The organism is Sphingomonas sp. TF3 (genome assembly GCF_003985085.1).
Lineage (GTDB): Bacteria > Pseudomonadota > Alphaproteobacteria > Sphingomonadales > Sphingomonadaceae > Sphingomonas.
Window position 1 is genome coordinate 54,803 of record NZ_RWKS01000006.1, and the last position, 23,946, is coordinate 78,748.

General features: G+C 64.0%; 33 protein-coding genes and 1 other RNA gene. 19 read left to right on the forward strand and 15 right to left on the reverse strand.

Features of this window, described 5'->3' with window-relative positions:
* The first annotated feature begins 20 nt into the window (after positions 1-20).
* From EJC47_RS06740 to EJC47_RS06785, 10 genes are all read left to right on the forward strand, one after another.
* Complete coding sequence (locus tag EJC47_RS06740; protein ID WP_126846267.1) at positions 21-2,309, forward strand: chemotaxis protein CheA; 2,289 nt, start codon at positions 21-23, stop codon at positions 2,307-2,309.
* Positions 2,309-2,737 (forward strand): chemotaxis protein CheW, encoded by a 429-nt coding sequence (locus EJC47_RS06745; RefSeq protein WP_033963788.1) that lies wholly within the window; start codon positions 2,309-2,311, stop codon positions 2,735-2,737. The genes EJC47_RS06740 and EJC47_RS06745 overlap by 1 nt, the downstream gene beginning before the upstream one ends.
* Before the next feature lie 74 nt (positions 2,738-2,811).
* On the forward strand, positions 2,812-3,177 hold the full coding sequence (locus EJC47_RS06750; RefSeq protein ID WP_010402926.1) for a response regulator: 366 nt from the start codon (positions 2,812-2,814) through the stop codon (positions 3,175-3,177).
* 52 nt (positions 3,178-3,229) lie between these two features.
* Complete coding sequence (locus tag EJC47_RS06755) at positions 3,230-4,270, forward strand: chemotaxis protein CheB (protein WP_033963790.1); 1,041 nt, start codon at positions 3,230-3,232, stop codon at positions 4,268-4,270.
* A gap of 65 nt (positions 4,271-4,335) precedes the next feature.
* Positions 4,336-5,130: a CheR family methyltransferase gene (locus EJC47_RS06760; RefSeq protein WP_033963857.1), complete on the forward strand. Its 795-nt coding sequence runs from the start codon at positions 4,336-4,338 to the stop codon at positions 5,128-5,130.
* Between the two features lie 68 nt (positions 5,131-5,198).
* On the forward strand, positions 5,199-5,888 hold the full coding sequence (locus EJC47_RS06765) for an N-acetylmuramoyl-L-alanine amidase (RefSeq protein WP_126846269.1): 690 nt from the start codon (positions 5,199-5,201) through the stop codon (positions 5,886-5,888).
* A 41-nt stretch (positions 5,889-5,929) separates the two neighbouring features.
* Positions 5,930-6,317: RNase P RNA component class A (gene rnpB / locus EJC47_RS06770), an RNA gene on the forward strand.
* Between the two features lie 82 nt (positions 6,318-6,399).
* Complete coding sequence (locus tag EJC47_RS06775) at positions 6,400-6,945, forward strand: J domain-containing protein (RefSeq protein ID WP_033963792.1); 546 nt, start codon at positions 6,400-6,402, stop codon at positions 6,943-6,945.
* Positions 6,942-7,256: a hypothetical protein gene (locus tag EJC47_RS06780; protein ID WP_126846272.1), complete on the forward strand. Its 315-nt coding sequence runs from the start codon at positions 6,942-6,944 to the stop codon at positions 7,254-7,256. Before EJC47_RS06775 ends, EJC47_RS06780 begins: the two co-directional genes overlap by 4 nt.
* On the forward strand, positions 7,253-7,882 hold the full coding sequence (locus tag EJC47_RS06785; RefSeq protein ID WP_126846274.1) for a LysE family translocator: 630 nt from the start codon (positions 7,253-7,255) through the stop codon (positions 7,880-7,882). The genes EJC47_RS06780 and EJC47_RS06785 overlap by 4 nt, the downstream gene beginning before the upstream one ends.
* Before the next feature lies 1 nt (position 7,883).
* On the opposite strand, the gene EJC47_RS06790 is transcribed toward EJC47_RS06785, so the two are convergent.
* The 10 genes from EJC47_RS06790 to EJC47_RS20985 all read right to left on the reverse strand — a co-directional run bounded on the left by EJC47_RS06790 (position 7,884) and on the right by EJC47_RS20985 (position 11,596).
* Complete coding sequence (locus EJC47_RS06790) at positions 7,884-8,306, reverse strand: SufE family protein (RefSeq protein ID WP_081988609.1); 423 nt, start codon at positions 8,304-8,306, stop codon at positions 7,884-7,886.
* Positions 8,307-8,380: 74 nt separating this feature from the next.
* The gene (locus tag EJC47_RS06795; protein WP_126846276.1) at positions 8,381-8,623 is read right to left on the reverse strand and encodes a hypothetical protein; all 243 of its coding nucleotides are present in this window, start codon (positions 8,621-8,623) and stop codon (positions 8,381-8,383) included.
* A gap of 26 nt (positions 8,624-8,649) precedes the next feature.
* Positions 8,650-8,919, reverse strand: coding sequence for a hypothetical protein (locus EJC47_RS06800; protein WP_126846278.1), 270 nt, complete (start codon positions 8,917-8,919; stop codon positions 8,650-8,652).
* A 197-nt stretch (positions 8,920-9,116) separates the two neighbouring features.
* Positions 9,117-9,389 (reverse strand): hypothetical protein, encoded by a 273-nt coding sequence (locus EJC47_RS06805; RefSeq protein ID WP_126846280.1) that lies wholly within the window; start codon positions 9,387-9,389, stop codon positions 9,117-9,119.
* A 28-nt stretch (positions 9,390-9,417) separates the two neighbouring features.
* Positions 9,418-9,693: a hypothetical protein gene (locus EJC47_RS06810; RefSeq protein ID WP_126846282.1), complete on the reverse strand. Its 276-nt coding sequence runs from the start codon at positions 9,691-9,693 to the stop codon at positions 9,418-9,420.
* Between the two features lie 17 nt (positions 9,694-9,710).
* Complete coding sequence (locus EJC47_RS06815; protein ID WP_126846284.1) at positions 9,711-10,007, reverse strand: hypothetical protein; 297 nt, start codon at positions 10,005-10,007, stop codon at positions 9,711-9,713.
* A gap of 30 nt (positions 10,008-10,037) precedes the next feature.
* Positions 10,038-10,415, reverse strand: a complete 378-nt coding sequence (gene pspC / locus EJC47_RS06820) for an envelope stress response membrane protein PspC (protein ID WP_010402906.1) — start codon at positions 10,413-10,415, stop codon at positions 10,038-10,040.
* Between the two features lies 1 nt (position 10,416).
* On the reverse strand, positions 10,417-10,692 hold the full coding sequence (pspB, locus tag EJC47_RS06825) for an envelope stress response membrane protein PspB (RefSeq protein ID WP_033963798.1): 276 nt from the start codon (positions 10,690-10,692) through the stop codon (positions 10,417-10,419).
* A 1-nt stretch (position 10,693) separates the two neighbouring features.
* Entirely contained in the window at positions 10,694-11,362 is a 669-nt protein-coding gene (gene pspA, locus EJC47_RS06830) for a phage shock protein PspA (RefSeq protein WP_185867580.1), read from the reverse strand.
* An 84-nt stretch (positions 11,363-11,446) separates the two neighbouring features.
* A complete protein-coding gene (locus tag EJC47_RS20985; protein ID WP_156142953.1) occupies positions 11,447-11,596 on the reverse strand; it encodes a hypothetical protein in 150 nt (49 codons plus the stop codon).
* Positions 11,597-11,758: 162 nt separating this feature from the next.
* On the opposite strand from EJC47_RS20985, the gene pspF reads away from it, so the two are divergent.
* Both pspF and EJC47_RS06840 read left to right on the forward strand, forming a co-directional pair.
* Positions 11,759-12,799 carry a phage shock protein operon transcriptional activator gene (gene pspF, locus EJC47_RS06835; protein ID WP_033963802.1) on the forward strand — a complete coding sequence of 347 codons (1,041 nt, stop codon included), beginning with the start codon at positions 11,759-11,761 and terminating at the stop codon, positions 12,797-12,799.
* A gap of 67 nt (positions 12,800-12,866) precedes the next feature.
* On the forward strand, positions 12,867-13,472 hold the full coding sequence (locus EJC47_RS06840) for a superoxide dismutase (protein ID WP_033963803.1): 606 nt from the start codon (positions 12,867-12,869) through the stop codon (positions 13,470-13,472).
* A 319-nt stretch (positions 13,473-13,791) separates the two neighbouring features.
* Here the strand turns inward: EJC47_RS06840 and EJC47_RS06845 are convergent, their stop codons facing one another.
* From EJC47_RS06845 to EJC47_RS06860, 4 genes are all read right to left on the reverse strand, one after another.
* Positions 13,792-14,412: an inner membrane-spanning protein YciB gene (locus EJC47_RS06845; protein WP_126846287.1), complete on the reverse strand. Its 621-nt coding sequence runs from the start codon at positions 14,410-14,412 to the stop codon at positions 13,792-13,794.
* Positions 14,409-15,335, reverse strand: a complete 927-nt coding sequence (gene ftsY / locus EJC47_RS06850; RefSeq protein WP_033963804.1) for a signal recognition particle-docking protein FtsY — start codon at positions 15,333-15,335, stop codon at positions 14,409-14,411. Before ftsY ends, EJC47_RS06845 begins: the two co-directional genes overlap by 4 nt.
* Positions 15,332-16,669 carry a tRNA (N(6)-L-threonylcarbamoyladenosine(37)-C(2))-methylthiotransferase MtaB gene (mtaB, locus tag EJC47_RS06855; protein WP_126846297.1) on the reverse strand — a complete coding sequence of 446 codons (1,338 nt, stop codon included), beginning with the start codon at positions 16,667-16,669 and terminating at the stop codon, positions 15,332-15,334. The genes ftsY and mtaB overlap by 4 nt, the downstream gene beginning before the upstream one ends.
* A gap of 67 nt (positions 16,670-16,736) precedes the next feature.
* Positions 16,737-18,377 carry a putative bifunctional diguanylate cyclase/phosphodiesterase gene (locus EJC47_RS06860; RefSeq protein ID WP_033963865.1) on the reverse strand — a complete coding sequence of 547 codons (1,641 nt, stop codon included), beginning with the start codon at positions 18,375-18,377 and terminating at the stop codon, positions 16,737-16,739.
* Between the two features lie 233 nt (positions 18,378-18,610).
* On the opposite strand from EJC47_RS06860, the gene ffh reads away from it, so the two are divergent.
* From ffh to EJC47_RS06885, 5 genes are read left to right on the forward strand one after another with little or no spacing between them, the layout of a single operon-like run.
* A complete protein-coding gene (ffh, locus tag EJC47_RS06865) occupies positions 18,611-20,092 on the forward strand; it encodes a signal recognition particle protein (RefSeq protein WP_126846299.1) in 1,482 nt (493 codons plus the stop codon).
* 41 nt (positions 20,093-20,133) lie between these two features.
* Entirely contained in the window at positions 20,134-20,649 is a 516-nt protein-coding gene (gene rpsP, locus EJC47_RS06870; RefSeq protein ID WP_010402889.1) for a 30S ribosomal protein S16, read from the forward strand.
* Entirely contained in the window at positions 20,649-21,125 is a 477-nt protein-coding gene (gene rimM, locus EJC47_RS06875) for a ribosome maturation factor RimM (RefSeq protein ID WP_126846301.1), read from the forward strand. Before rpsP ends, rimM begins: the two co-directional genes overlap by 1 nt.
* Before the next feature lie 30 nt (positions 21,126-21,155).
* A complete protein-coding gene (locus tag EJC47_RS06880) occupies positions 21,156-21,431 on the forward strand; it encodes an AbrB/MazE/SpoVT family DNA-binding domain-containing protein (protein ID WP_033963866.1) in 276 nt (91 codons plus the stop codon).
* A complete protein-coding gene (locus EJC47_RS06885) occupies positions 21,428-21,811 on the forward strand; it encodes a type II toxin-antitoxin system VapC family toxin (protein WP_126846303.1) in 384 nt (127 codons plus the stop codon). Before EJC47_RS06880 ends, EJC47_RS06885 begins: the two co-directional genes overlap by 4 nt.
* Here EJC47_RS06885 and EJC47_RS06890 read toward each other — a convergent pair.
* Positions 21,801-22,706 carry an NAD(P)/FAD-dependent oxidoreductase gene (locus EJC47_RS06890; RefSeq protein ID WP_126846304.1) on the reverse strand — a complete coding sequence of 302 codons (906 nt, stop codon included), beginning with the start codon at positions 22,704-22,706 and terminating at the stop codon, positions 21,801-21,803. The genes EJC47_RS06885 and EJC47_RS06890 overlap by 11 nt on opposite strands.
* Before the next feature lie 39 nt (positions 22,707-22,745).
* On the opposite strand from EJC47_RS06890, the gene trmD reads away from it, so the two are divergent.
* Both trmD and rplS read left to right on the forward strand, forming a co-directional pair.
* The gene (trmD, locus tag EJC47_RS06895; protein WP_126846305.1) at positions 22,746-23,477 is read left to right on the forward strand and encodes a tRNA (guanosine(37)-N1)-methyltransferase TrmD; all 732 of its coding nucleotides are present in this window, start codon (positions 22,746-22,748) and stop codon (positions 23,475-23,477) included.
* A 1-nt stretch (position 23,478) separates the two neighbouring features.
* Positions 23,479-23,868 (forward strand): 50S ribosomal protein L19, encoded by a 390-nt coding sequence (rplS, locus tag EJC47_RS06900; RefSeq protein ID WP_010402880.1) that lies wholly within the window; start codon positions 23,479-23,481, stop codon positions 23,866-23,868.
* Positions 23,869-23,946 lie beyond the last annotated feature (78 nt).

A 23,946-nucleotide genomic window follows, 5' to 3' on the forward strand; every position in this document is an offset into this window, starting at 1 on the left:
GTAGCGCTACGCGGGGGCCCATGGACGATCTCTTACAGGAATTCATCGCCGAGACGCGCGAGACGCTTGAAGCGCTCTCGGGCGAGATCGTCGCATGGGAATCCGCGCCGGACGATCGCGACCGGCTGGATGCGATTTTTCGGTTCGTCCACACGGTCAAGGGCAGTTGCGGTTTTCTCGATTTGCCCCGGCTCGCGCGGCTTAGCCACGCGGCCGAGGATGTGCTGGCGGCGGTGCGTTCGGGCGAGCGCACGCCGGACACCCGCCTCGTCAACGCTGTGCTCGCGATCGTCGACCGGATTGGCGAGATCGTGGAGGCGATCGACGCCGGGCATGCGCTGGACGATTCGGGCGAAGACCTGCTGATCGCTGCGCTCGATACGGGTGCCGAAATGGCAGTGCCGCAGTCGGCCGTGACACCCCGGTCCCCCAGCCGCAGCGTCCGCCTCAACGTCGATTTGCTCGACCGGATGATGAGCGGCATGTCCGACATGGTGCTGGCGCGCAATGAGCTGGCCCGGCGCGTGCGCGACGGAGGTGCCAATCCTGTCGTCGAGGCTGCGCTCGAGCGGCTTTCGCTGACTGTCGCCGAAATGCGCGACACGGTGACGCGTACGCGGATGCAGAAGATCGACGCGTTGTTCTCTGCGTTGCCGCGGATGGTGCGCGACACCGCGACCGAACTTGGTAAATCGGTGGCGCTGCATATCGAAGGCAGTGACGTCGAACTCGACCGCGAGATGATCGAGATGATGCGCGATCCGCTCGTCCACATCGTCCGCAATTCGATCGACCACGGCATCGAAGCGCCGGCGCTGCGCCGCGCCCTGGGCAAGCGCGAAAATGGCTGGCTGAACGTGGCCGCGCGGCAGTCGGGCAATCAGATTGTCATCGAGATCGCCGACGATGGCCAGGGCGTCGACACCGATCGGCTCGTCGCGAAGGTCGCGAGCGCGGGGTTGCGAAGCGACGCGCAATTGCGGGCGATGAGCGAGCAGGCAAAGCTCGATTTGATTTTCGAACCCGGTCTTTCGACCAAGGATATGGCGACCGCCATATCCGGGCGCGGCGTCGGGATGGACGTGGTGCGCGCCAATGTCGAACAGATTGGTGGCCGTATCGAACTGCGCAACACCCCCGGCAGGGGCTTGCGAATCGCCATCCACGTGCCGCTCACGCTGTCGATCATGTCCACCATCGGTGTGGGTGTGCGCGACCAGCGCTTCGCCATTTCGCGCCAGGTGATCGAGGAAATCGTGCGGGTGGGCGGCGATATGATCCGCATCGACCGCATCGGCGACACGTTGAGCGCGACCGTTCGCGACCGGCGCATGCCCCTGATCGATCTTGGCGATCTGCTCGGGTTCGGGCCGCGGCCCCCGCTGATGTTGGTGATCGTCAGCGCATCGGGCGGCAGCTACGCCCTCGCCGTTGACTCGGTGCTCGATCATGAGGAACTCGTCATCAAGCCCGCAGCACCGGCGATCATGGCGACGGGCGTCTATGCGGGGCAGACTCTGCCCGACAGCGGCCTGCCGATGCTGATGCTGGATTGCGCTGGTATCGCGCATGTTGCGGGCCTGGTCTTCGGGCGTGAGGCGATGGTCGAGGAGGTCGAGGCCGAAGCCGTAGTGCCCGGCGTGCAGGCGCTGTTGTTCGACGACCTTGACGGTGTGCGCCGGGCGCTGCCGCTGTCGGTGATCGACCGGGTCGAACCCGTTCCGGCGGCGGCGATCCGTTTTTCGGCGGGGCGTTTGCGGTTGTCGGTGGAGGGGGCAATCATCCCGCTCGTTGCACTGGGCGAATGGGCGGCACGCCCCACGGTGTCGGTGGTGCGGCTGCGGGATGGATCGGCCGAGATCGGCTATGCCATTGGCGAGGCGCTCGACATCGTCGAACTGCCCGAAACCGTTGTACCGGCGCATGATGCCGGGCCAATCGCTGGCGTCGTGGCCATCGATGGCGATCAAATCGAAGTGATCGATCTGCACTGGCTGTTTGCGAGCCACGCCGATGCTGGCACCGTCAGCGACGCGCCGCTGTGCCTGTTCGATGGCCCCGAAACCGCCTGGATGACAACGTTCCTGAAACCCGTGCTGGAAGGGGCGGGATATCGCGTCGCGACCGCATTGCGACCGGGCGAGATGCCGCGCGTCGTGGTGCGCATGAGCGACGACCCCACCGGCAGTGCCGCGACGGTTCCCGTGGTCCGTCTGCGCCGCGACGCCGACGGCGACGACGACAGCATTTTCCGCTATGATCGGCCGGCGTTGCTGGCGGCGGTCGCGCGCTCGACGGGAGGTCGATAATGGCGTTGTTCCTGATAGCACAAATCGCGGGGCGGCCGGTGGCGATCGAATCCAGCCAGGTGGAGTCGGTCGTCGACATCGGCACCGTCATTCCGGTCCCCCGCGCAGAGCGTCAGGTGCGTGGCCTCGCCGCATTGCGCAGCCGCGTCGTGACGGTCATCGACACGCGCGCCGCGCTGGGGTTGGACGCTGCGGAGGTCGATGCGGGCCGCGCGATCATCACCATCGTCGAAGGCCATTATTACGCAATTCTCGTCGATGCGCTCGATGATGTCGCCCCCTTCGAACTCGCCCCGCTATCGGCCGGAATCCTGCTCGACAAAGGATGGCTGAAGGTCGGGCGCGGGATTGTCGAACGCGAGGGCGAGCCGATCCTGGCGATCGCGCTCGATGGGCTAATTCCGGGGGCGCTGGCGCTGGCAGCGTGAAAACCTTCAGATTAACGCGACGCTTACGCATTTCGGGCAGGGTCGTCCCAAGCGGACTTTAATAGGGTGAATTCATGAAGACGTGCCTCGTCGTCGACGATTCGAAAGTGATCCGCAAGGTCGCGCGCCATATCCTGGAAACGCTCAACTTTCGCGTCAGCGAAGCGGGCGACGGGCGCGAAGCGCTGGACGCGTGCCTGGTGTCGGCACCCGATGTGGTCCTGCTCGATTGGAACATGCCCGTCATGAGCGGCATGGACTTCCTGCGTGCATTGCGTGACAGCGCCATCCCGACGCGGCCCAAGGTGGTGTTCTGCACCACCGAGAACGGCATGGCCCACATCCGCGCGGCGATCGAAGCCGGAGCGGACGAGTATGTCATGAAACCGTTCGACCGCGAGACACTGGAAAGCAAACTTCAGATCGTGGGTATGGCCTGACAGGTCTGTCCCCATGCGCACCCGCCCCGAACTAAAGCCGAAACCTCCAAGGATGGGCGACGCACGCCCGCTGGTCCTGATCGTCGATGATTCGGCGGTGGCCCGCGCGGTGATTGCGCGCGCGGTCGAGACTGACGGGCATTTTCTGGTTGCGGGAGCGGTTTCGAGTGCCGCGGTTGCGTTGGAGTTTCTCAAGCGGACCCGTGTCGACGGCATCGTGCTCGATCTTGAAATGCCGGGTGTCTCCGGCTTGGCAGCCTTGCCGGGGCTGATCGCCGCCGGTCAGGGGGCCAAGGTGCTGATCGTCTCGTCTGCGGCCAGCGAAGGAGCTGCGGCGACGATCGAGGCGCTGGCGCTTGGGGCGGCGGACACGTTGGTCAAGCCCGATATCGGTGAGTTCGCTGGTCGTTTCTCGGTCGCGATCAACGAGAAATTGACCCGCTTGTTAGCGAGCGACGATGCGCAGGCTATGCCCGCTCGGTCGGGCGCTGGAGCCGCAGAAGCGGGCCTTGCTCCGGGTTTTGACATTGTCGCGATCGGGGCATCGACCGGCGGCATTCATGCGCTCAGCCTGTTGCTGCGCGAGGTTCCGAAGGACCTTACCCTGCCAATTTTGATTACGCAGCATTTGCCTGAATCGTTCATGCCGTATTTCGCAGCCCAGATCGCGGTGCTGGCCAATCGCCCGTGTGACGTCGCGACCGATTGTATGCGGATTCGACCCGGGCGGATCATCGTCGCTCCTGGAAACGCCCATATCAGGGTGGTCAGCACTGGCGACGGCGGTGCAATCCGCTTGACCAGCGATCCCGCCAAAAGCGGGTGTATGCCTTCGGTCGATCCGATGTTTGAAAGCCTGGGGGAGGTCTATGGTCCGCGTGTACTGGGCGTCGTGTTGAGCGGTATGGGGCGCGATGGGAGCGATGGCGCACGGACCATTCGGACCCGCGGCGGAACCATCGTGGTGCAGGATCGCGAGAGTTCGGTGGTCTGGGGGATGCCGGGGGCGATTGCCAATGCCGGGGGTGCCAGCGCGGTGTTGCCGCCCGTGGAAATCGGTCGCCTGATTGCCGCGCGGCGGCGTCCGGCATGAGCTTGCCCAACCTCGATCTTGGCACCCCGCGCGGGCTGCTGCCGCGCGCCTCCTCGAAAGGCGCGATGGGCGTGCTGACCGCGATTCTCGAAGCGCGCACCGGTCAGCAACTCGCCGCCAATCGCGAATGGCGAGTGGAGACGGTGTTGAAGCCCGTTCTGCGCGATCTCGGCCTGGAGACGCTCGACGCGCTCGCCAGTGCGGCGCAACAATCACCCGCGATCGGTGACCGCGTCGCCGATGCGCTGCTCAATCAGGAAAGCTCCTTTTTTCGCGATGCCGCCGTGTTCGATATGGTTGCCGATGCGGTCGATAGTATCCGCGCGACCAAGCCGAGCAGACGCCCGCGGATATGGTCGGCGGGCTGCTCCTTTGGGCAGGAGCCGCTATCGCTCGCGATGTTGTTTGCCGAACGCGAACTTGACGTAGACCATTTGCTGCCGGAAATCATCGCATCCGACGTGTCGGAGGCGGCATTGTCGCGGGCGCGCTGCGGTCGCTATTCGCAATTCGAAATCCAGCGTGGCTTGCCGGTCCGGCGCATGGTGCGCTGGTTCGACGGCGATGGGGTCGACTGGGTTGCCAAGACCGAACTGGTTCGGCGAATCAACTACAGACGCCTCAATCTGGTCAGTGATCCTCCGCCGGTGGGCCGCTTTGACGTAATCCTATGTCGCAATGTTCTGCTCTATCTCACGATCGAATTGCGGCGGAAAATTCTCGATCGGCTGGCAACGGTTATGCGACCAGGCGGGTTGCTGGTGCTCGGAGCTGGCGAAACTGTGATCGGCCAGACAGAAGCGTTCCGGCCCAGCGCGCGCTATCGCGGCCTGTACGAACCAGCGGTGAGCGAAGGCTAATCGACGGTCGGGGTTCCTTACGCGCTGCGTCCGTGCTTAAGCGGTATTTCGGCTCGCGGGGAGGGACCATGACCATCATCGATACGCCGTCGCCCAATTTCGACGAGCGCACGTTGCCCGTCTCGATGATTGTGTTGCACTACACGGGCATGCAGACGGCGCAGGCGGCGATTGACCGGTTGCGCGACCCCGAGGCCAAGGTATCGGCGCACTATCTGATCGCCGAGGATGGCACGATCCTGCGGATGGTGGCGGAGGGCAAGCGCGCTTGGCACGCCGGCAAGTCGCGCTGGCGCGGGATCGAGGACGTCAATTCGGCCAGCATCGGGATCGAGATCGTCAACCCCGGCCATGAATTCGGCTATCGTCCGTTCCTGGAGGAGCAGATCGATGCTCTGATCCCGTTGGTGGCCGATATCACCGAGCGCCACGGCATCACGCGCGGCAATGTGGTGGGCCATTCCGACATTGCGCCGACACGCAAGCAGGATCCGGGCGAACTGTTCCCCTGGAACCGGCTCGCCAAATTGCGCCTCGCGCTGCCACGCCCGACCAAGAATTTGATGGATCCTCTGTGGAGCGATGCCGGTTTCCTGATCGCACTCGAACGCTTCGGCTATGATGTCAGCGACAAATTGGCGGCGGTGGTTGCCTTTCAGCGCCGTTTTCGCCCGGAATTGCTTGACGGGGTGATCGATGGCGAATGCCGCAGCATCCTGCTCGCGCTGCTGTTGCCAAAGCCGACCGGGGACGAATGAGTTTGTCTTTCGCGCGAGATTCGCGCTAGGGGCAGCTCCAGCCAGAGGGTCGGGCGGCCGCGGGGTGCGTTAAGCACCGCGAGGAAAGTCCGGGCTCCGCGGAACGACGGTGCCGGGTAACGCCCGGCGGGGGCGACCCCAGGGACAGTGCCACAGAGAGCAGACCGCCGATGTCCTCGTTCGATGAAAATCGGGCAAGGAACAGGCAAGGGTGAAAGGGTGCGGCAAGAGCGCACCGCGCGCCTGGTAACAGGGGCGGCATGGCAAACCCCACCGGGAGCAAGATCGAATAGGGATGGCATATGGGCCTCGTTCCGGCTCGTCATCCGGGTTGATTGCTTGAGGCGGCGTGCAAACGTCGTCCTAGAGGAATGGTCGCCTAACCTCGCAAGAGGGGGACAGAACCCGGCTTACAGACCCTCTGGCGTTTTTTTACGGGTCGCCGTTTTTTCATGGTGGTTTCACAAAAGCGTCATGGCGCTATCGCGCTTCGATGCTTAGATGGCCCGCTATGGCGCGTTCCTCCTCCCGATCAGCCGACTGGGGCTTTCCGCGCTGGCGCGCTTATGGCGAAGCCAGCATGGAAGCGGCGACCGTGCGGCTGTGCGACCGGCATGGCTGCACCGAAAAGGGCGATTGCCCGGCTCCCAAATCCCCCAACAGCCCCGAACGCTGGTATTTCTGCCAGGAACATGCCGGCGAATATAATCGTGGCTGGAACTATTTCGAAGGGCTGAGCGCCGAGGAGGCGGCCGAGCGCGAGCGCGCCGAGACGCAGACCGCCGAGGGCTATACCGCGTCGCGCCACCATCAATGGGCCGGGCCCGGCGACGGCAGCCGTTCGCGCGACGAGATTCGCGCGCTGGAAGTGCTGGAACTCGATGTCGATGCCGATTTCGAGACGGTGCGCGTGGCTTGGCGGCGATTGGCGAAATCGAACCACCCCGATGTCCGCCCCGGCGACAAGGAAGCCGCCGCGCGCTTCCTCGCGATCCAGGCCGCCTATGACGTGCTGAAGGCCGCCGAGGATGCGCGGACGTGGAAGCCGGGCGTTTGAAGACGGTCCGTTCGGACTGGGCCAACACCCTTCTGGTGTGCAAGAAATGTTCGAAGAAGCTGGGCGGCGGGTTCGGCCCCAAGGGGAAGACGCCGCTGGCCAAGGCTTTGCGTTCGGAACTTGGCGTGCGGAAAGGGCGCAAGGGTACGCTTGGCATCGTCGAGGTGAAGTGCCTCGGCATATGCCCGCGTGACAGCGTCACGGTAATCAACGGCGCTGCCCCTGGCGAATGGGCGCTGGTGCGCGCAGGTGTGCCGGTCGCGACCGTGGTGGAGGAACTTGGGCTGAGGCCGGACAGGGGGATGATATGACCTGGCACACTTGGTGGTTGTTCGCAGGCGCGGTGTTTCTGCTGTCGGGGACACCGGGTCCGAACATGCTCCACATCCTTTCGCGCAGCGTCGAAATGGGGATGGCGCGCAGCGTAGCGGCGATGACGGGATGCCTCACGGCGGTTGTGGCGGTGCTTTCGGCATCGGCGGCAGGCCTCACCACGCTGCTGCTCGCGCTGCCGGGTGCGTTCGAGGTGCTGCGTTATGCAGGCGTCGCCTATCTCATCTATCTCGGCATCAAGGCGTGGCGGACCGAGGTTGCTCCGCTGGACGTCGGGGATGGGACGCTCCCGCCCATAGTCTCGCTCGCAGGGCTATTTCGCGGCGGCTTTGCCATCGGCATCAGCAATCCCAAGCTGATCCTGTTTGCGGCGGCCTTTCTGCCGCAGTTCGTAACCCCGACGCAGCCACAGGTTCCGCAATTCGCGATTCTGGTGGCGACTTTCGCGGTCGTGGAGTCGTTCTGGTATGGCGTTTACGCGCTCGGCGGGCGGTCCCTGTCGCGCTATCTTGGTCGCCCGGCGATCAAGCGCGCCTTCAATTGCCTGACCGGCGTGATCTTCGTCGGTTTCGGGCTGGCGTTGCTGAAAACGAAGCCGTCCTGATCTACTCGGCTTGCTGCTCGGTTGCATAACGCGCCGCTGTCTCCTGGATCAGGGCGATCATGTTGGGAATACCCTGGGTGCGGTTGGAGCTGAGTTGCTTGCTCAGGTCGAATGGGGCGAGCGCTTGCGCAATGTTCGTTGCCAGGATTCTGGCGGGCGGCTGGTCCTGCACCGTCAGCAGGACGAGCGCGATGATGCCCTTGGTGATTGCCGCGTTCGAATCCGCCAGGAAATGCAGCGTGCCGTCGCCCTGCACCGTCGGATAGACCCAAACCGAAGCCGAACAGCCACGCACCAGGGTGGCGTCGGTCTTGAGCGGATCCGGCATCGCTTCCAACTCCCGGCCAAGGTCGATCAGCAGACGGTAACGGTCATCCGCTTCGAGGAAGCTGTATTCGGATTCGAGATCGGCGAGGCTTTGCATAATTGGGCTATAGTCTCGCGCAATCGGGTTCGTCACCTCTTCCTTCCCCCCCGGGACAGGCCCGGGGGCTGAGGTCAAAGATCCACGCCCGCAGCAATCGCTTCCAGCTTGCGGATGCGTTCCTTCAGATCGGCGATTTCGATGCGCGCGCTGGCATTGGGCAGCGTCGGCCCGGCATTGGGCTCGGCAAAGGCGTGGAGCTGCTGGTGCTTGAAGGCGAGCCACCCGCGCCAGCCGGTCAGCGCCGTGCCGCTCAGGATGGCGATGCCGGCGAGCCCGGCCGTGGCCATGGTGATGTAGAAGGTCGGGTCGGTCATCATCCCTACTCCTGGAAAGACGGACATTATGGGCGGTCGCGGAGCTTCTCGATCTCGCGATCGAGGCGGGCACCGCTGTCATTGTTGTCGGTGGCGAGGCGTTCGAGGACGGCGAGGCGGTCCTTCATCGCCTTCAGTTCATCGCGCAGGCGCTGGTTCTCGGCCTGGCTGGCGGCATCGTCGCGGAAGTGGACATCCTCGCCATGCTTGGTGCGGACCACGCCGTAGCGCGCCTGGAGCACGCGGCCGATGGTGACAACGACGATGATCGCGACGACCATTTCAAACGGGTTCATGGTAGAAACTCCCTGTTTCTCTTGAGGGGCGGAAGCCTCAGCCCGCGTCTGTGGCGGTTTCGCGAAGGCGGCGGCGGCGCGGGCGGTCGATGCTCTCGGTCGCCCAGCAACATCCCGCCGTGATGACGGCGAGCACGGTGAAGAAGATGATCATGATAGCCTCGAGTAAGAAGATTGGGGGAGGAAAGGGGTGACGTTCAGTTGAGCGGTGCGTCGCGGAGTTGTTCGATTTCGTGCGAGAGATCGACACCGCGATCGGTGATGATGCGTTCCAGCACGCGGACGCGCTGTTCGAGCCGTTCGGTCTGCGCGGCATATTGCGCGGTTTTTTCTGCGACCATCGTCGCTTCGACCTGCATCCGGCGTTCCTTGTGGGCGAGCCAGGGGCGGACGATGGTGCCACCGATGACGGCGGCGAGGGCAACGGAGATCCCCAGGATCGGGATAAGAAAGACAAACTGGAAGCCCATAGCGGTATCCTCCGTTGGAGCAGCGGGATCAGTTGGTTTCGATCCGCAATTGTTCGATTTCGCGTGCGGTGCGGACGGCGGGATCAATCGTGATCCGTTCGAGCACCGCGAGACGCTGCCGCAGGGCGTCGAGTTCTAGCATGCGGCGGTCGTCCTCTTCGCGCTGGAGCGTCTTGTTCCGCGCGATATCCGGGTCGGCTGCCGAGAGGGCTTGCCGGACCTTGCTGCGGGCGAAGGCCTGGATGGCGAGGATGCCGGTCACGCCTAGGATCAGGCCGAAGAAGAAAGCGGGTACGGATGGCATGGCCTGTTCTCCTCGGTTCAGCGCAGCGCGTCGATTTCGCGCGAGACACGCTCGGCGGGATCGGTGGCGATGCGTTCGAGGACGGCGAGGCGTTCCTCCAGGCGGCTGATCTGGCCGTGCAGCTTTTCGTTTTCGGCGACAAGCAATTCGGTCTGGCGGGTGGTGCTGAGTTCGCCGTCGCGGCTGATCAACTGCCCCTTCTTGGTTTCGATCGGGTAGCCGTGCTTGGCGCGAACCCAGTTGGTAAAGGCCCAGGCGATCGGCCCGACGGTGATCGCCGCGAGCGGGATCAGAAGTCCGAGAGAATTGCTCATGATAGTGTCCCCTGTTGTGCCCGGATCCGATCAGCGCAGGCTGTCGATCTCGTCGGCGAGGCGGCTGTTGCGGCTGGTGTACATCATCTCGATGTCGGCCAGGCGGCGGTCGATGTCGCGGAACTTGCTGCGGACTTCGGCGGTCGAGCGAGTCGGGTTGGTGCGCACACCCTGCCAGAACTTCGCGTCCTCGGCGCTGTCATAGAGGCCAAGCGGCTTCTTTTCGGCGACACAGGCGATGACGATGTAGGCGAGCAGCGTCCATCCGCTGGTGGCGAAGGTCAACAGGGCGGTGCCAACGCGAACCCAGGTGACATCGATGCCGGTGTAATCGGCGATCCCGGAGCAAACGCCCAGCCATTTGCTGTTCTGTTTGTCGAGGTAGAATTTGGTGCGGCTGGCGGACATTTCAGTTCCTCCGGGTGATGTCGTAATTGGGGGGTGTCGGCTCGGCGAGTGGCATGCTTGCGCGCCATTCGGGATGATCGGCGGCGATGATCCGTTCGACCGTACCGAGGCGATCTTCGAGGCGGCGGGCGAGCGAGTAGAGCTCATCGAGCAGCTTCTCGTCTTCATTGGTGATCTTGGGGGCCTGCTTCCACTTGGTGATGTAGTGCAGGATGATCCACGGCATCCCGATGAAGATCGCGGGAATGACGATGATGGGGACCAGTATGTCGCTCATCTCAGACATCCTTGCCGAAGCGGGCCTTCATCGCGGCGAGTTCGGCTTCCACCTTGTCGCTCGATTTCAGCTCGGCGATCTCCTCCTCGAGCGTCTTGGGCGGCTGGCCCATGCCCATCACATCGGCGCGGCCCTCGGCCAGATCCACGCGGCGCTCCATGATTTCGAAGCGGCTGAATGCGTCCTGGATCTTGGGGCCAGCATACATTTCGCGCAGCTTGAAACGGTTCTGCGCGCTTTCGAGGCGGGTTGCGATCGAGTTCTGGCGGGTGCGCGCTTCACGCAGCTTGCCGGTCAGCTTGGCGATGTCTTCCTCCGAGGCATGCAACGCTTCGTCGAGTACTGCGATTTCGCGACCCAGCTGGTCGGCCATGTCGGCGGCTTTCTGCTTTTCGACCAGGGCGGCCTTGGCAAGGTCCTCGCGGCCCTTGGACAGCGCCAGTTCGGCCTTTTCGGTCCAGCTTTCCTGCAAGGCACCGAGCTTGCTGATGTGGCGGCGCATTTCCTTCTGGTCGGCGATGGTGCGCGCAGCGGAGGCGCGGACCTCGACCAGCGTTTCCTCCATTTCCAGGATGATCATGCGGATCATCTTGGCGGGGTCTTCGGCCTTGTCGAGCAGGTCGGTGAAGTTGGCGGCGATGATATCGCGGGTTCGGCTGAAGATGCCCATGATGTAACTCCTTCGAGGGGTACGCTGTACTGGTGTGAAGAGGGTGTGCCGGGGCGGATGTGAGGGCACCACCCCGGCATCGCCTTACCCGTGGGGCTGGGCGGCGATCTGGGTGGGGGCGGCGGTGGCGGGGCCAACGGTGCCGACCAGGGTGACCGAACCGATCAGAACCGTCGCGACCAGGGCGACGAGGATCTGGGGAAGCGAGTTGCCCGATTTGTATTCGCTGTTCATTGAAAGTCTCCTGAAGCTTGAAATCGTGGTGCCCGGTGGGGCGATGCCAATAGCTTTGCAGGGAGCGTGCCAGTTTCAAAAATGGCGGATTTCCGCGCCTTTCTGGGAGATGAACGAAAATCGGACTTGCCAAGGCTTGGGATTTTACGCCAAGCCTTGGGAATGGAACGGACAACGCACGTCATTGGTCAATCGGGCGCGTTCCTGGATGCGCTGGAACTCGCCAGCCGCGCCGCGGCGCTCGACCGCCCGGTGCTGGTGATCGGCGAGCGCGGCACCGGTAAGGAGTTGGTCGCCGAGCGCCTCCACCGCCTTTCGCCGCGCTGGGACCAGCCGCTCGTCATCATGAATTGTGCGGCACTGCCCGAGACGCTGATCGAGGCAGAACTGTTCGGCCATGAAGCAGGCGCGTTCACGGGTGCCACCAAGGCGCGGGCAGGGCGGTTCGAGGAGGCGCATCGCGGGACCTTGTTTCTCGACGAACTCGGCACGCTGTCGATGGCGGCGCAGGACCGGTTGTTGCGCGCGGTCGAATATGGCGAAGTCACGCGCATCGGATCGTCTCGGCCGATGCGCGTCGATGTGCGGATCGTCGCGGCGACCAACGAACATTTGCCTGACAAGGTCGCGCGGCATCAGTTCCGCGCCGATCTGCTCGACCGGCTAAGTTTTGAGGTGGTGACGCTGCCGCCGCTGCGCGCGCGCGTTGGCGACGTGCTGGTGCTGGCCGAGCATTTCGGGCGGCGCATGGCCTCCGAACTCGGGCGCGAGGATTGGCCGGGCTTCACCAAGGCGGCGCAGGCGGCTTTGGTCGCCTATCAATGGCCGGGCAATGTCCGCGAATTGCGCAACGTGGTGGAGCGTGCGGTGTATCGCTGGGACGAGGACAGCCCGATCGATGCGATTCAGTTCGACCCGTTCCAGTCGCCGCATCGCCCGCCGACGGTGCAGCCCCCGGCCGAGCCCGTGTCCGATACCCCACCACCCGCTGCGCCGCAGCCTCCAAGTAACCCGGACACGCCGATGGATTACAAGGCACGGCTGGCGCGGTTCGAGCGCGAAATGCTGCAATCGGCCCTGGCCGAGAATCGCTTTAACCAGCGCGCGACAGCCGACGCGCTGGGGCTCAGTTACGACCAGCTCCGCCACGCGCTGAAGCGCCACGGATTGATTTCAGGTGCGAATGCGGAATCGGTTGCGTAACGAGCCGCGCGGACCCATTTGCCGGGCCTGACGTTAGCGTCTCGCGAGCTTTTCAAGGAGAAGACCCATGGCTTTCGAACTTCCCCCATTGCCCTACGCTTATGATGCGCTGGAGCCGACCATCAGCGAAGAGACGATGAAGTATCACCACGACAAGCATCACGCGGCGTATACCGCGAAGCTGAACGAGGGTGTTGCGGCCGATCCGAAGCTTGAAGGCAAGACGATCGAAGAGATTTTCGACATCATCTCGACGCTGCCGCCGCTGGTGCGCAACAATGGTGGTGGCTTCTGGAACCATGATTTCTTCTGGAAGATCATGGCCCCGGCCGGCACCACCCAGCCGTCGGGCGCGCTCGCCGAGGCGATCGAAGCCTATGGCGGCCTCGACAAGCTCAAGGAAGATTTCAACGGCAAGGGTGCGGGCCAGTTCGGTTCGGGCTGGGCGTGGGTGATCAAGGATGCGAGCGGCGCGCTGAAGGTCGTATCGACCCCCAATCAGGACAATCCGCTGATGGACGATGCCAAGGACAAGGGCACGCCGATCCTCGCCAATGACGTGTGGGAACACGCCTATTACCTGACCTACAAGAACGATCGCCCCGGCTATCTGAAGGCGTGGTGGAATGTGGTAAACTGGGACGAAGCGGGCAAGCGGTTCGACGCCGCCTGAATCGCACGTTTCGGATGATGCGATTGCACAATATGCAATCGTAAAATCGTATATTGCAGTTGCGCAAGTGTCTGCTGCACTGCACAAAGAAGGTGCCTTTCAGGCATCCTCTCCTAAAACTTTCCCGGCCGGTCGCGAGACCGGCCTTTTTTTTGTTTGAGCGCCTGCTATACTCGTTCGTGCTGTCGTAGCGCCGTATCAGAACAAAAACGCGGAAGAGGTAGGCCGCCGGAAAGACCGGCACCGGCGACACGATCGTGCGGGGGATTGAGCAGGGTCTGCTCTCCCCCGCGATTGGCACGCCTAACGGCGGTTGCAATTATTCCTGTGGCGGGATTGGTGGTTCGCTGTTCACGCTAAAGCCGTGCTTCATCAGCATCGGCACGTTCGCAAATGCAAAAATCAGCGTCAGCGGAATGACGCCCCACAGCTTGAAACCAAGCCAGAAGGTGTAGCTGAATTCGTGCCGGACGACTTCGTTGAGCACGGCGAGGAACGCGAAAAAGATCGCCCAGTTGATCGTCAGCTTCCGCCAGCCGGTCTCGGTCAGGCCCGGATAGGCGGCCTCAAGGAACAGACTCAGCAATGGTCGCCCGGTTACCAGTCCGAACACGAGGATCGCCGACAGCATCGCATAGATCACGGTCGGCTTGATCTGGATGAAATCCTTATTGTGGAAATACAGCGTCAGCCCGCCGAACACGAGCACCAGCGTGCCGGTCAGCCAAAGCATCGGCGAGATGCGTCCGGCGCGGACCAGAGAATAAATCATGGCGGCGATGCTCGCGATCATGAAGGCTGCGGTGCCGGCGATCAGTTTGACCATGTCCAGCCCTGGCGTCAGGAAATTGACGAGGAAGAAGATCGCGATCGGGCCAATGTCGATGGCGAGGCGCTGGCCCGCGCCGAGCGGGGCTTTTTTGATGGGGGTGGCGGTCATTTGCGGACCCCTTCCACGCCGGCGATGATGCGCGCAACTTCATTCGCATCGAACGGGCGCAGATCGCCCATGCCTTCGCCCACGCCGATCGCGTGGATCGGCAGGCCGTATTTCTCCGCCGCCGCCACCAGCATGCCGCCGCGCGCAGTGCCGTCGAGCTTGGTCATGACGAGGCCGGTGACCCCGGCGCTTTCCTTGAACACCTCGATCTGGTTGAGCGCATTCTGTCCGGTAGTGGCATCGAGCACGAGCAGCACGTCATGCGGGCTATCGACATTGAGGCGACCGAGTACGCGGCGGATCTTGGACAGTTCGTCCATCAGCTCGCGTTTGTTCTGCAGGCGACCGGCGGTGTCGACGATCAGCACGTCGATGCCGGTGGCGGTGGCTTGCTTGACCGCTTCATAGACGATCCCCGCCGCGTCGCCGCCTTCCTTGCCGCTGATGATCGGCACGCCTGCGCGCTCGGCCCAGGTGGCGAGCTGGCCGATCGCGGCGGCGCGGAAGGTGTCGCCCGCCGCCAGCATGACGCCATAATCCTGTTCTTTCAGCCAATGCGCGAGCTTGGCGATCGTGGTGGTCTTGCCCGAGCCGTTGACGCCGATGACGAGGATGACGTGCGGACGCGGGAAGCCGGTGATCTCGAGCGGCGTGGCGACGGTATCGAGCACCTTCTCGATTTCCTCGGCGACGACCAGGCGAATGCCCAGTTCTTCCATGCCGCGCTCGAAGGTGCCCACGGACAAGCGCTGGCGGATGCGGGCGGCGGTTTCGGGGCCGAGATCGGAGGCGATCAGCGCTTCCTCGATCTCGTCGAGCGTCGCTTTGTCGAGTGGCCCGGTGCCGAGTCCGGCAAGATTGCCGATCAGCCGATCCGAGGTGCGTTTGAACCCGCCGAGGAGTTTTTCGTGCCAGGATGTCATGCGGGGATTCCGGTGAGGGTTTTGCCGTCGGTGGCGAGGATATGGATGGCGGATATACTTCCGGCCGTTCGTGCTGCCCCCTCCACCGTTCGTGCTGAGCTTGTCGAAGCACTGCTCGCTGCGGAGAACGTGGCTTGTGGTGAAGGCTGCCCTTCGACAGGCTCAGGGCGAACGGGGGGGAGGGAGAAGCGCACCTCGGCAAAGCCGGGCGTATGCCCGCGATCGCCGGGCCGTTCGACCAGCACGTCTTGCTTCGTGCCGACCAAAGTCTGCAGCCACGCCGCCTTGCGCCGCGCGCCTGCCTCGCGCAGCAGCGCCGCCCGGGCCTTGCGGACCGGCACCGGCACGGCGGGCATCCGTGCAGCGGGGGTGCCGTCGCGCTCGGAATAGGGAAAGATGTGGGCGTGGACGATGTCGCAATCGTCGATCAACGCCAGCGTCTCGGCGAACAGCGCATCATCCTCGGTCGGGAAGCCCGCGATCAGATCGGCCCCGATCGCAATGTCGGGCCGCGCGGCCTTCAACCGCTCGACCAGCCCGACGCTTTGCGCGCGACTATGGCGGCGCTTCATCCGCTTCAGGATCAGGTCGCTGCCCGCCTGGAGCGAGAGGTGGACATGCGGCATCATCCGCTTTTCCTGCGTCAGCAGCGCGAACAGCCGGTCGTCGATCTCGATCCCGTCGAGCGACGACAGCCGCAGCCGTTCGAGCGCGGGGACACGGTGCAGGATGCGCTCGACCAATTGCCCGAGCGTGGGCGCACCGGGCAAATCGGGACCATAGCTGGTGAGGTCGACTCCGGTCAGCACCACTTCGCGATGCCCTGCCTCGGCCAAAGCGGCGATGCGATCGATCGCAGCTCCGGCGGGGACCGAGCGGCTGTTGCCGCGCCCCTGGGGGATCACGCAGAAGGTGCAGCGATGGTCGCAGCCATTCTGCACCTCGACAAAGGCGCGGGCGTGCGCGCTGAAGGCGGGGGCGAGGTGGGGTGCGGTTTCGCGGACCCGTGCAATATCGCCGACCAGCACCGGTTCTGGCGCGGCCCAGGCGTCTCCTGAAAGCTTTTCGGCATTGCCGAGCACACGGTCGACCTCGGGCATCGCAGCAAAGGCGGTAGGGTCGATCTGCGCCGCGCACCCGGTGACGACGATCTCGGCACCCGGTCGGTCGGCGCGGGCGCGGCGGATCGCTTTGCGCGTTTCGGCAACGGCGGTATTGGTGACCGCGCAACTGTTGATGACGACCAGGTCCCGCCCAGCCGTGAGCGCGCGGATCGCTTCGCTCTCGGCGATGTTCAGGCGGCAGCCAAGGCTGATGATCTGGGGACCGGGCATTGCGGGCGATCTAGGAGCGGATGCGGGCGAAGTCCATGCACCGCCCCGCTCGACGATGGTGACAACGTCAGCTCGCCCGGCGGTGTTCCTCTGCCGGTTGGAAGGCCGGATCGGTCGTCACCACCTGCAACAGCCGCCGCTCGGCCAACAGCCGCCGGGTAACGGCGATGCTGGTCGGACGGCCGTAGAAATACCCCTGGCCCTTGGCGCAGCCCAGCGCGCGCAGCCGTTCCTCGATGCTCGCATCCTCTATGCCCTCGGCGGTGATCGGCAGGTTGAGGCTCTCGCCCAGCCGCGTGATTGCGGTGACGATCGCCGCGCTTTCGCTATTCTCGTTGATCGACATGATGAAGCTCTTGTCGATCTTGATCTGGTCGAAGGGCAGCGCGCGCAGATGCGCGAGCGAGGAATAGCCCGTGCCGAAATCATCAAGTGCGAGGCGCACGCCCTGGTTCTTGAGGCTCCCCACGATCGATTGCGCCAGCGCGAGGTTATGAAACAATGACGTCTCGGTGATCTCGATTTCCAGCCGACTGGCCGGGAAGCCGGTTTCGGTCAGCACCTTGATGATCTTCTGTGCGAGCCACGCATCCTTCAACTGCCACGGCGAAATGTTCACCGACAGCGACAGGCTGGCGTCCCAGTCCTTGGCGGCGAGGAAGGCCTGGCGCATCACCGACAGCGACAGATCGGCGATCATGCCGGTTTCCTCGGCAATCGGGATAAAGGCGTCGGGGCCGATCAGCCCGCGCGTCGGATGGTCCCAGCGCGCCAGCACTTCGAAACCGCTCAGTCGTCCGGTCGCCAGGTGAATCTGCTGCTCGAAATAGGGCACGATTTCAGCGCGCGGGATGGCGCTGCGCAGGCCCACTTCCAGATCGTTGCGGACCTGCAACTCGCGCTCCATCGACTGGTCGAACCAGGCGAAGCGATTGCGCCCGGAATTCTTGGCCGAATACATCGCGATGTCGGCGGCGCGCATCAGCGCATCGATGCTGGTGCAATCGAAGTCCGAACGCGCGATGCCCACCGATACCGAGATGTGCAGCTGCAATCCGCCGGCCTGGAACGGCTGCGCCAGACGGCTGACGAGCTTTTCGGCGATGCGTTCGACGGTGGATGGGTCGGTGGGGTCGAATAGGAAGGCGCAGGCGAATTCGTCGCCGCCGAAGCGCGCGGTCAGCGCAACGCTGGGCATCGCTTCGGCAATTTGCACGGCGACTTGCTGAAGGAGGGCATCGCCCGTTGCGTGGCCGTGCATGTCGTTGACGGTCTTGAAATGGTCGAGGTCGAGCATCAGCAACGCCATCGCTTTATGGCGGGCCTGTGCCCGGACGAACATGGCCGCCCCTTCCTCGGCCAGGCTGCGGCGGTTGAGGAAGCCCGTCAGCGGATCCTTGGAGGCGAGCAATTGCGCACGTTCCTCAGCAGCGGTCCGTATCGCCACTTCATGCGCCAACTCGCGGTGGCGACGCCACCCGAACAGGATCAGCGCGACGTTGAGCAGCAAGGCGATGACGAGTGTCTGGTCGGGGCCGGGGCCATCGTTGAAATAGCGTTGGATCGTCGACGATAGCGCTGCACTGCCGGTGCCGACGAACAACAGAATCGCCGCCACCGTGATCGCGCCGTTCAAGATGTCGTGGCGTTCGGCGGGCACCCGTGTGCCCTGCTCGCTCGTTTCGCCAACCCTCGACTCGGCCATCATGCTGTCTTTCGCCCCAACGCTTTCCCGGTTCGTGTCCATCCCACGCTACCCGTGTAGATCGTGTTAAGCCGGATGGTTGCGCAATTGCTTGTGTTGCGGTAGGGGCAACCTCAATCGCTCCTGTTCAGGTGCGTGAAGGCTGCCCCACGGGGCTACGCCGGCCGACGAGGTTTCGTCCGCCGGCGTTCTTTGCGTTACTGGGCAAAAGCGACTTTTGAGAAGGGTTTTTTCGGATGTTCGAGAGCCTGAGCGACCGTCTTGGCGGTGTGTTCGATCGGTTGCGGGGGCGCGGTGCGCTGACCGACGCCGACGTGCGCGCAGCGATGCGCGAAGTGCGCGTGGCCTTGCTCGAAGCCGACGTCGCTTTGCCGGTGGCGCGCGATTTCGTCGATAAGGTCACCGAACAGGCGGTCGGCCAGAACGTGCTGCGCTCGGTCACACCCGGCCAGCAAGTCGTCAAGATCGTCAACGACGCGCTGGTCGAGATGCTCGGGTCCGAAGCGTCGGATCTTGAACTCGACGTCACCCCGCCCGCGATCGTGATGATGGTCGGTCTGCAAGGCTCGGGCAAGACGACGACGACCGCGAAGATCGCGCTGCGGCTCGCCAAGAAACAAGGCAAGAAGGTGTTGATGGCGTCGCTCGACGTCAATCGCCCGAATGCGCAGGAGCAGTTGGCCGTACTCGGCACGCAGGCCGATGTTGCGACCCTGCCGATCGTAGCCGGGCAGCAGCCGGTCGACATCGCACGGCGCGCGCTGCAGGCAGCGAAGCTGCAGGGCTATGACGTCCTGATGCTCGACACGGCAGGGCGTCTGCATGTCGACCAGGCGCTGATGGACGAAATGCGCGCGGTCGCCGAAGTGACCAAGCCGACCGAAATCCTGCTCGTGGTCGATGCGCTGACCGGGCAGGATGCGGTCAACGTCGCCAAGAACTTCTCCGATCAGGTCGCGCTGACCGGCGTCGTGCTGACCCGCATGGACGGCGATGCGCGTGGTGGTGCGGCGCTGTCGATGCGTGCCGTCACCGGCAAGCCGATCAAGTTCGCCGGCATGGGCGAAAAGCTCGAAGCGCTGGAAGCGTTCGACCCCAAGCGCGTTGCCGGGCGGATCCTCGGCATGGGCGACGTGGTCGGCCTGGTCGAGCGTGCGGCCGAAGCGATCCAGGTCGAAGATGCCGAGAAGATGGCGGCCAAGCTCGCCAAGGGCTTGTTCGACATGGACGATCTGCGCGCGCAGCTTGCGCAGATGCAGCGCATGGGCGGCATCGGCGCGCTGGCGGGTATGATCCCCGGCATGAAGAAGGCGCAGGCGCAAGTCGACCAGGTCGGCGGCGAAAAGGTACTGGTGCGGATGGACGCGATCATCACCTCGATGACGCCGAAGGAACGCCGCAAGCCGGAACTGCTCAACGCCAAGCGCAAGATCCGTATCGCCAAGGGTTCCGGCACCACGGTGCAGGACGTCAACAAGCTCATCAAGATGCATCAGGAAATGGCGAATGCCATGAAGAAGATCAAAAAGATGGGCGGCTTGGCCGGCATGGCCAAGATGTTCGGCGGTGGCGGCGGTCTTGGTGGGCTGGGCGGTGCGCTGGGCGGCGGGATCGATCCGGCGAAGATGCTCAGCGGCGGCGGTGGTGGCCTTCCTGGCCTCGGCGGCGGCCAGACCAAGCTTCCGCCCGGCTTCGAGAATTTGCTCAAGAAGAAATAAGTTCAACCCAATCAACGTATTAAAAGAAGAAGGTACAGAAAATGGCAGTCAGCATTCGTCTCTCGCGCGGTGGTTCCAAGAAGCGCCCTTACTATCGCATCGTCGTTGCCGATGCGCGCAACCCGCGCGACGGCAAGTTCATCGAGAAGATCGGCACCTACAACCCACTGCTCGCCAAGGACGACGAGAAGCGCATCGTGCTCGACACCGAGCGTGCGAACTATTGGCTGGGCGTCGGCGCGCAGCCGACCGACCGCGTTGCGCGTTTCCTCGACGTGACCGGCGTGCGCGAGCGTGCAGCCCGCAACAACCCGAACAAGGGCAAGCCCGGCGAAAAGGCGACCGAGCGCCTGGAAGAGCGCCAGAAGAAGCTGGACGATGCCGAGGCCGCCAAGGTCGCCGCTGCTGCCGCTGAGGAAGAGGCCAAGGCCGCTGCCGCAGCTGCTGAAGCCGAAGCTGTCATGGCCGCTGAGGTAGAAGCCGCAACCGAAACCCCGACCCCGGAAGCCGAAGCCGTTGCCGAGGCAACCGCTGAAGAAACCCCGGCGAACGGCTGATGCGACCCGATTCCCCCGTCACGCTCGCCGTCATCATCGGCGCGCACGGTGTGACGGGGGAAGTCCGTCTCAAGGTCTTCACCGAGGACCTGAGCAGCTACAAGGTGTTCAATGGTGGCGCACTGACGCTGAAGTCCGTGCGCCACGGCAGCAATGGCGCGATCGCCCGCATTGCCGAAGTGACCGACCGCAACGCCGCCGAGGCGTTGCGCGGCACAGAACTGACCGTACCGCGCTCGGCGTTGCCGCCGCTGGAGCCGGGCGAATATTATCATGCCGATCTGCTCGGCTTGCCCGTCGTCTCGCTGGAAGGTGAGGCGCTGGGGCAGGTCGTCGCGATCGATGATTTCGGCGCGGGCGACGTGATTGAAGTCGAACGGCCCGACAAGAAGCGCTTCATGGTCCCGATGAACGCCGATGCCGTACCCGATTGGAATGCGGAGCGCCTCGTCGTTGACACTGCCTTCGTGGTCTAGTATATACGTAACGTGTATACGGAGGCTGCGATGCCGGACGACGAATATAAGGGTACCACATTCAAGTCGGGCAATTCGGTCGCGTTGCGGCTGCCCAAGGGGATGGGCATTCCCGAAGGCACCGAAGTGCGTATGGTCAAGGAGGCGCCGATGTCGTTTCGCGTAGAACCCGTCGACGCGCCCCGGCGGACGATCGACATTAGCGGTTTCGCGGGCAAGGCACCCGGCGCACGCTTAATTCCGCATGGCGATTTCGATGAACGGCCCAGCACGATCGCAAAGCGACTTGCAGCGCGCGACGCGTGACGCGCTATCTCATTGATGCCGACATGGCGATCTACACGATGTCGGAGCGATTTTCGGCAGTGAACGATCGCTTGGCGACGTGCTTTCCGGGCGAGGTGGCGATCTCCGCGATCAGTTTCGCGGAGATCGCCGTCGGCACCTTTGTTGGAAAGCCGCCGTCACCGGAAGTTCTGGCGAGTTTTGTCGCGGTGATCCCGATTCTTTCCTTCGACGACGCTGCGGCGCGCGAATATGCGCGGCTGCCCTTCAAACGCGCCCGTTTCGACCGTTTGCTCGCCGCGCATGCGCTGAGCCTGGGCGCGACCATCGTCACCAATAACGAAGCCGATTTCGCCGATGTGCCGGGCCTGCGCGTCGAGAACTGGTCGGTCAGCGCCTGATCGGGCGGCGTTCGTCGAGCAGGTTGCGAATGGTGGTTGCGGCGACACCGGCTTCGCCCATGGCATGGCTGATTTGATCGAGCCCTTTCACCACATCGCCCGCGGCGAACAAGCCCGGGATCGAGGTGCGTTGATGATCGTCGACTTCGAGGCAGCCATCGGCGGTCGCCCGCGCGCCGGCCGCAACGGCGAGGCTGGAGCGGATCGTCGACCCCAGTGCCGGATAGACGCTGTCGAAGCGTAGCGCACCGCCCGGCGTGGTGACCTCGATCGCGTCCCCGGCAATGCGGATTGGTGTGCAGGGGCCATCGACATGAACGATGCCCGCGTCTTCCAGTTTGGCGCGGCACGTCGCGTCGAGTTCATGCGCGGCACCGGGCGCAATCAGGGTAACATCGCGGGTGAAGCCGCGCAGGAACAGCGCTTCCTTCATTCCGTGGTCGCCAGTGCCGATCACGCCGACGCGCTTGTCGGTGACTTCATAGACATCGCAGATCGGACAATAGCGCAGCAGCCCGCGCGCCAGCGCTTCGTCATGCACATCCCCCGCCATGTCGGGTCGGTGGTTGACCACGCCGGTAGCCAGCAGGACCGAGCGGGCCGGATACCGGTGATCGCCCACGCGCACGTCGAACGTGTCGCCTGTCGGAACGATTTCGGTGACTTCCGCCTGTTCGCGCGTCGCGCCGAATTCCTCGGCTTGCTCCAGCATCAAGCGCAGTAACTCCGTGCCTTTCACCCCGCCGGGATAACCGGCATGGTTGTGCGTGCGCGGGATCAGCGCGGCTCGGCTGCTGCCGCAATCGAACAAGCGGATGCGCAAATGGAAGCGCGCGAGATAGATGGCGGCGGTGAGCCCGGCCGGGCCAGCGCCGATGATGATGCAGTCGTCCACGCGTCTTGCCTTTCGGAGGCGGGCGGGGGAAGGAGCCCAATGTCCTTCGCCGCCACCGTCTTAACGCTTTACCCCGAGATGTTTCCCGGGCCGCTTGGCATTTCTCTTGCCGGTCGCGCGCTGGCCGAGGGGCGCTGGAGCCTCGACGCGCGCAACATCCGCGATTTCGCCACCGACAAGCACAGCACCGTCGACGGAACTCCGGCGGGGGGCGGGGCGGGGATGGTGTTGCGCCCCGATGTGCTGGCGGCGGCGATCGACAGCGTGCCCGCGGGGCGTCCGCTGCTCGCCATGACGCCGCGTGGCGCCCCGCTCACCCAGGCGCGCGTGCGTAGCCTGGCGGAAGGGCCGGGCGTCACCATCCTGTGCGGCCGCTTCGAGGGGTTTGACGAGCGCATCTTCGCCGCGCGCGAAATCGAGGAAGTGTCGATTGGCGACTATATCCTGTCGGGCGGCGAGATGGGGGCGCTGGTGCTGCTCGACGCTTGCATTCGGCTGCTCCCCGGCGTAATGGGCGCGGCTTATAGCGGCGTGGACGAGAGCTTCGAAACGGGGCTCCTCGAATATCCGCAATATACCCGACCATTTGAATGGGAAGGGCGCACGATCCCCGAAGTGTTGCGATCGGGGGATCATGCGAGGATTTCGGCATGGCGCAAGCACATGGCCGAGACCGAAACACGGCTAAGGCGGCCGGACCTGTGGGAGCGTCATGAGGGTGCTCGGGTCCAGTCGCCCTCTGGCGCGCGACAGACAGACAAGGACGCATGAGATGAATCTCATCCAGACGATCGAAGCCGAGAACATTGCCAAGTTTCTCGAGACCAAGAAGATCCCCGAATTCCGCCCTGGCGATACGCTCAAGGTCGGCGTGAAGGTGGTCGAAGGCGAGCGCACCCGCGTTCAGAATTATGAAGGCGTGTGCATCGCGCGTTCCAACAAGGGCATGGGCTCGAACTTCACCGTGCGGAAGATTTCGTTCGGTGAAGGCGTAGAGCGCGTTTTCCCGCTCTATTCGCCCAACGTCGACAGCATCGAAGTCGTCCGCAAGGGCGCAGTGCGTCGTGCGAAGCTCTATTATCTGCGTGGTCGTACCGGCAAGTCGGCACGTATCGCCGAGCGCCGCGACACCCGTCCGGCCAAGGGCGGCGCTGCCGAGTAATCGGACGGCTGGCCGTGAGGCTAACAGGAGGGCGCGGGGGCTTTGGTCCCCGTGCCCTTTTTGTTTGTGCCAGAGCGG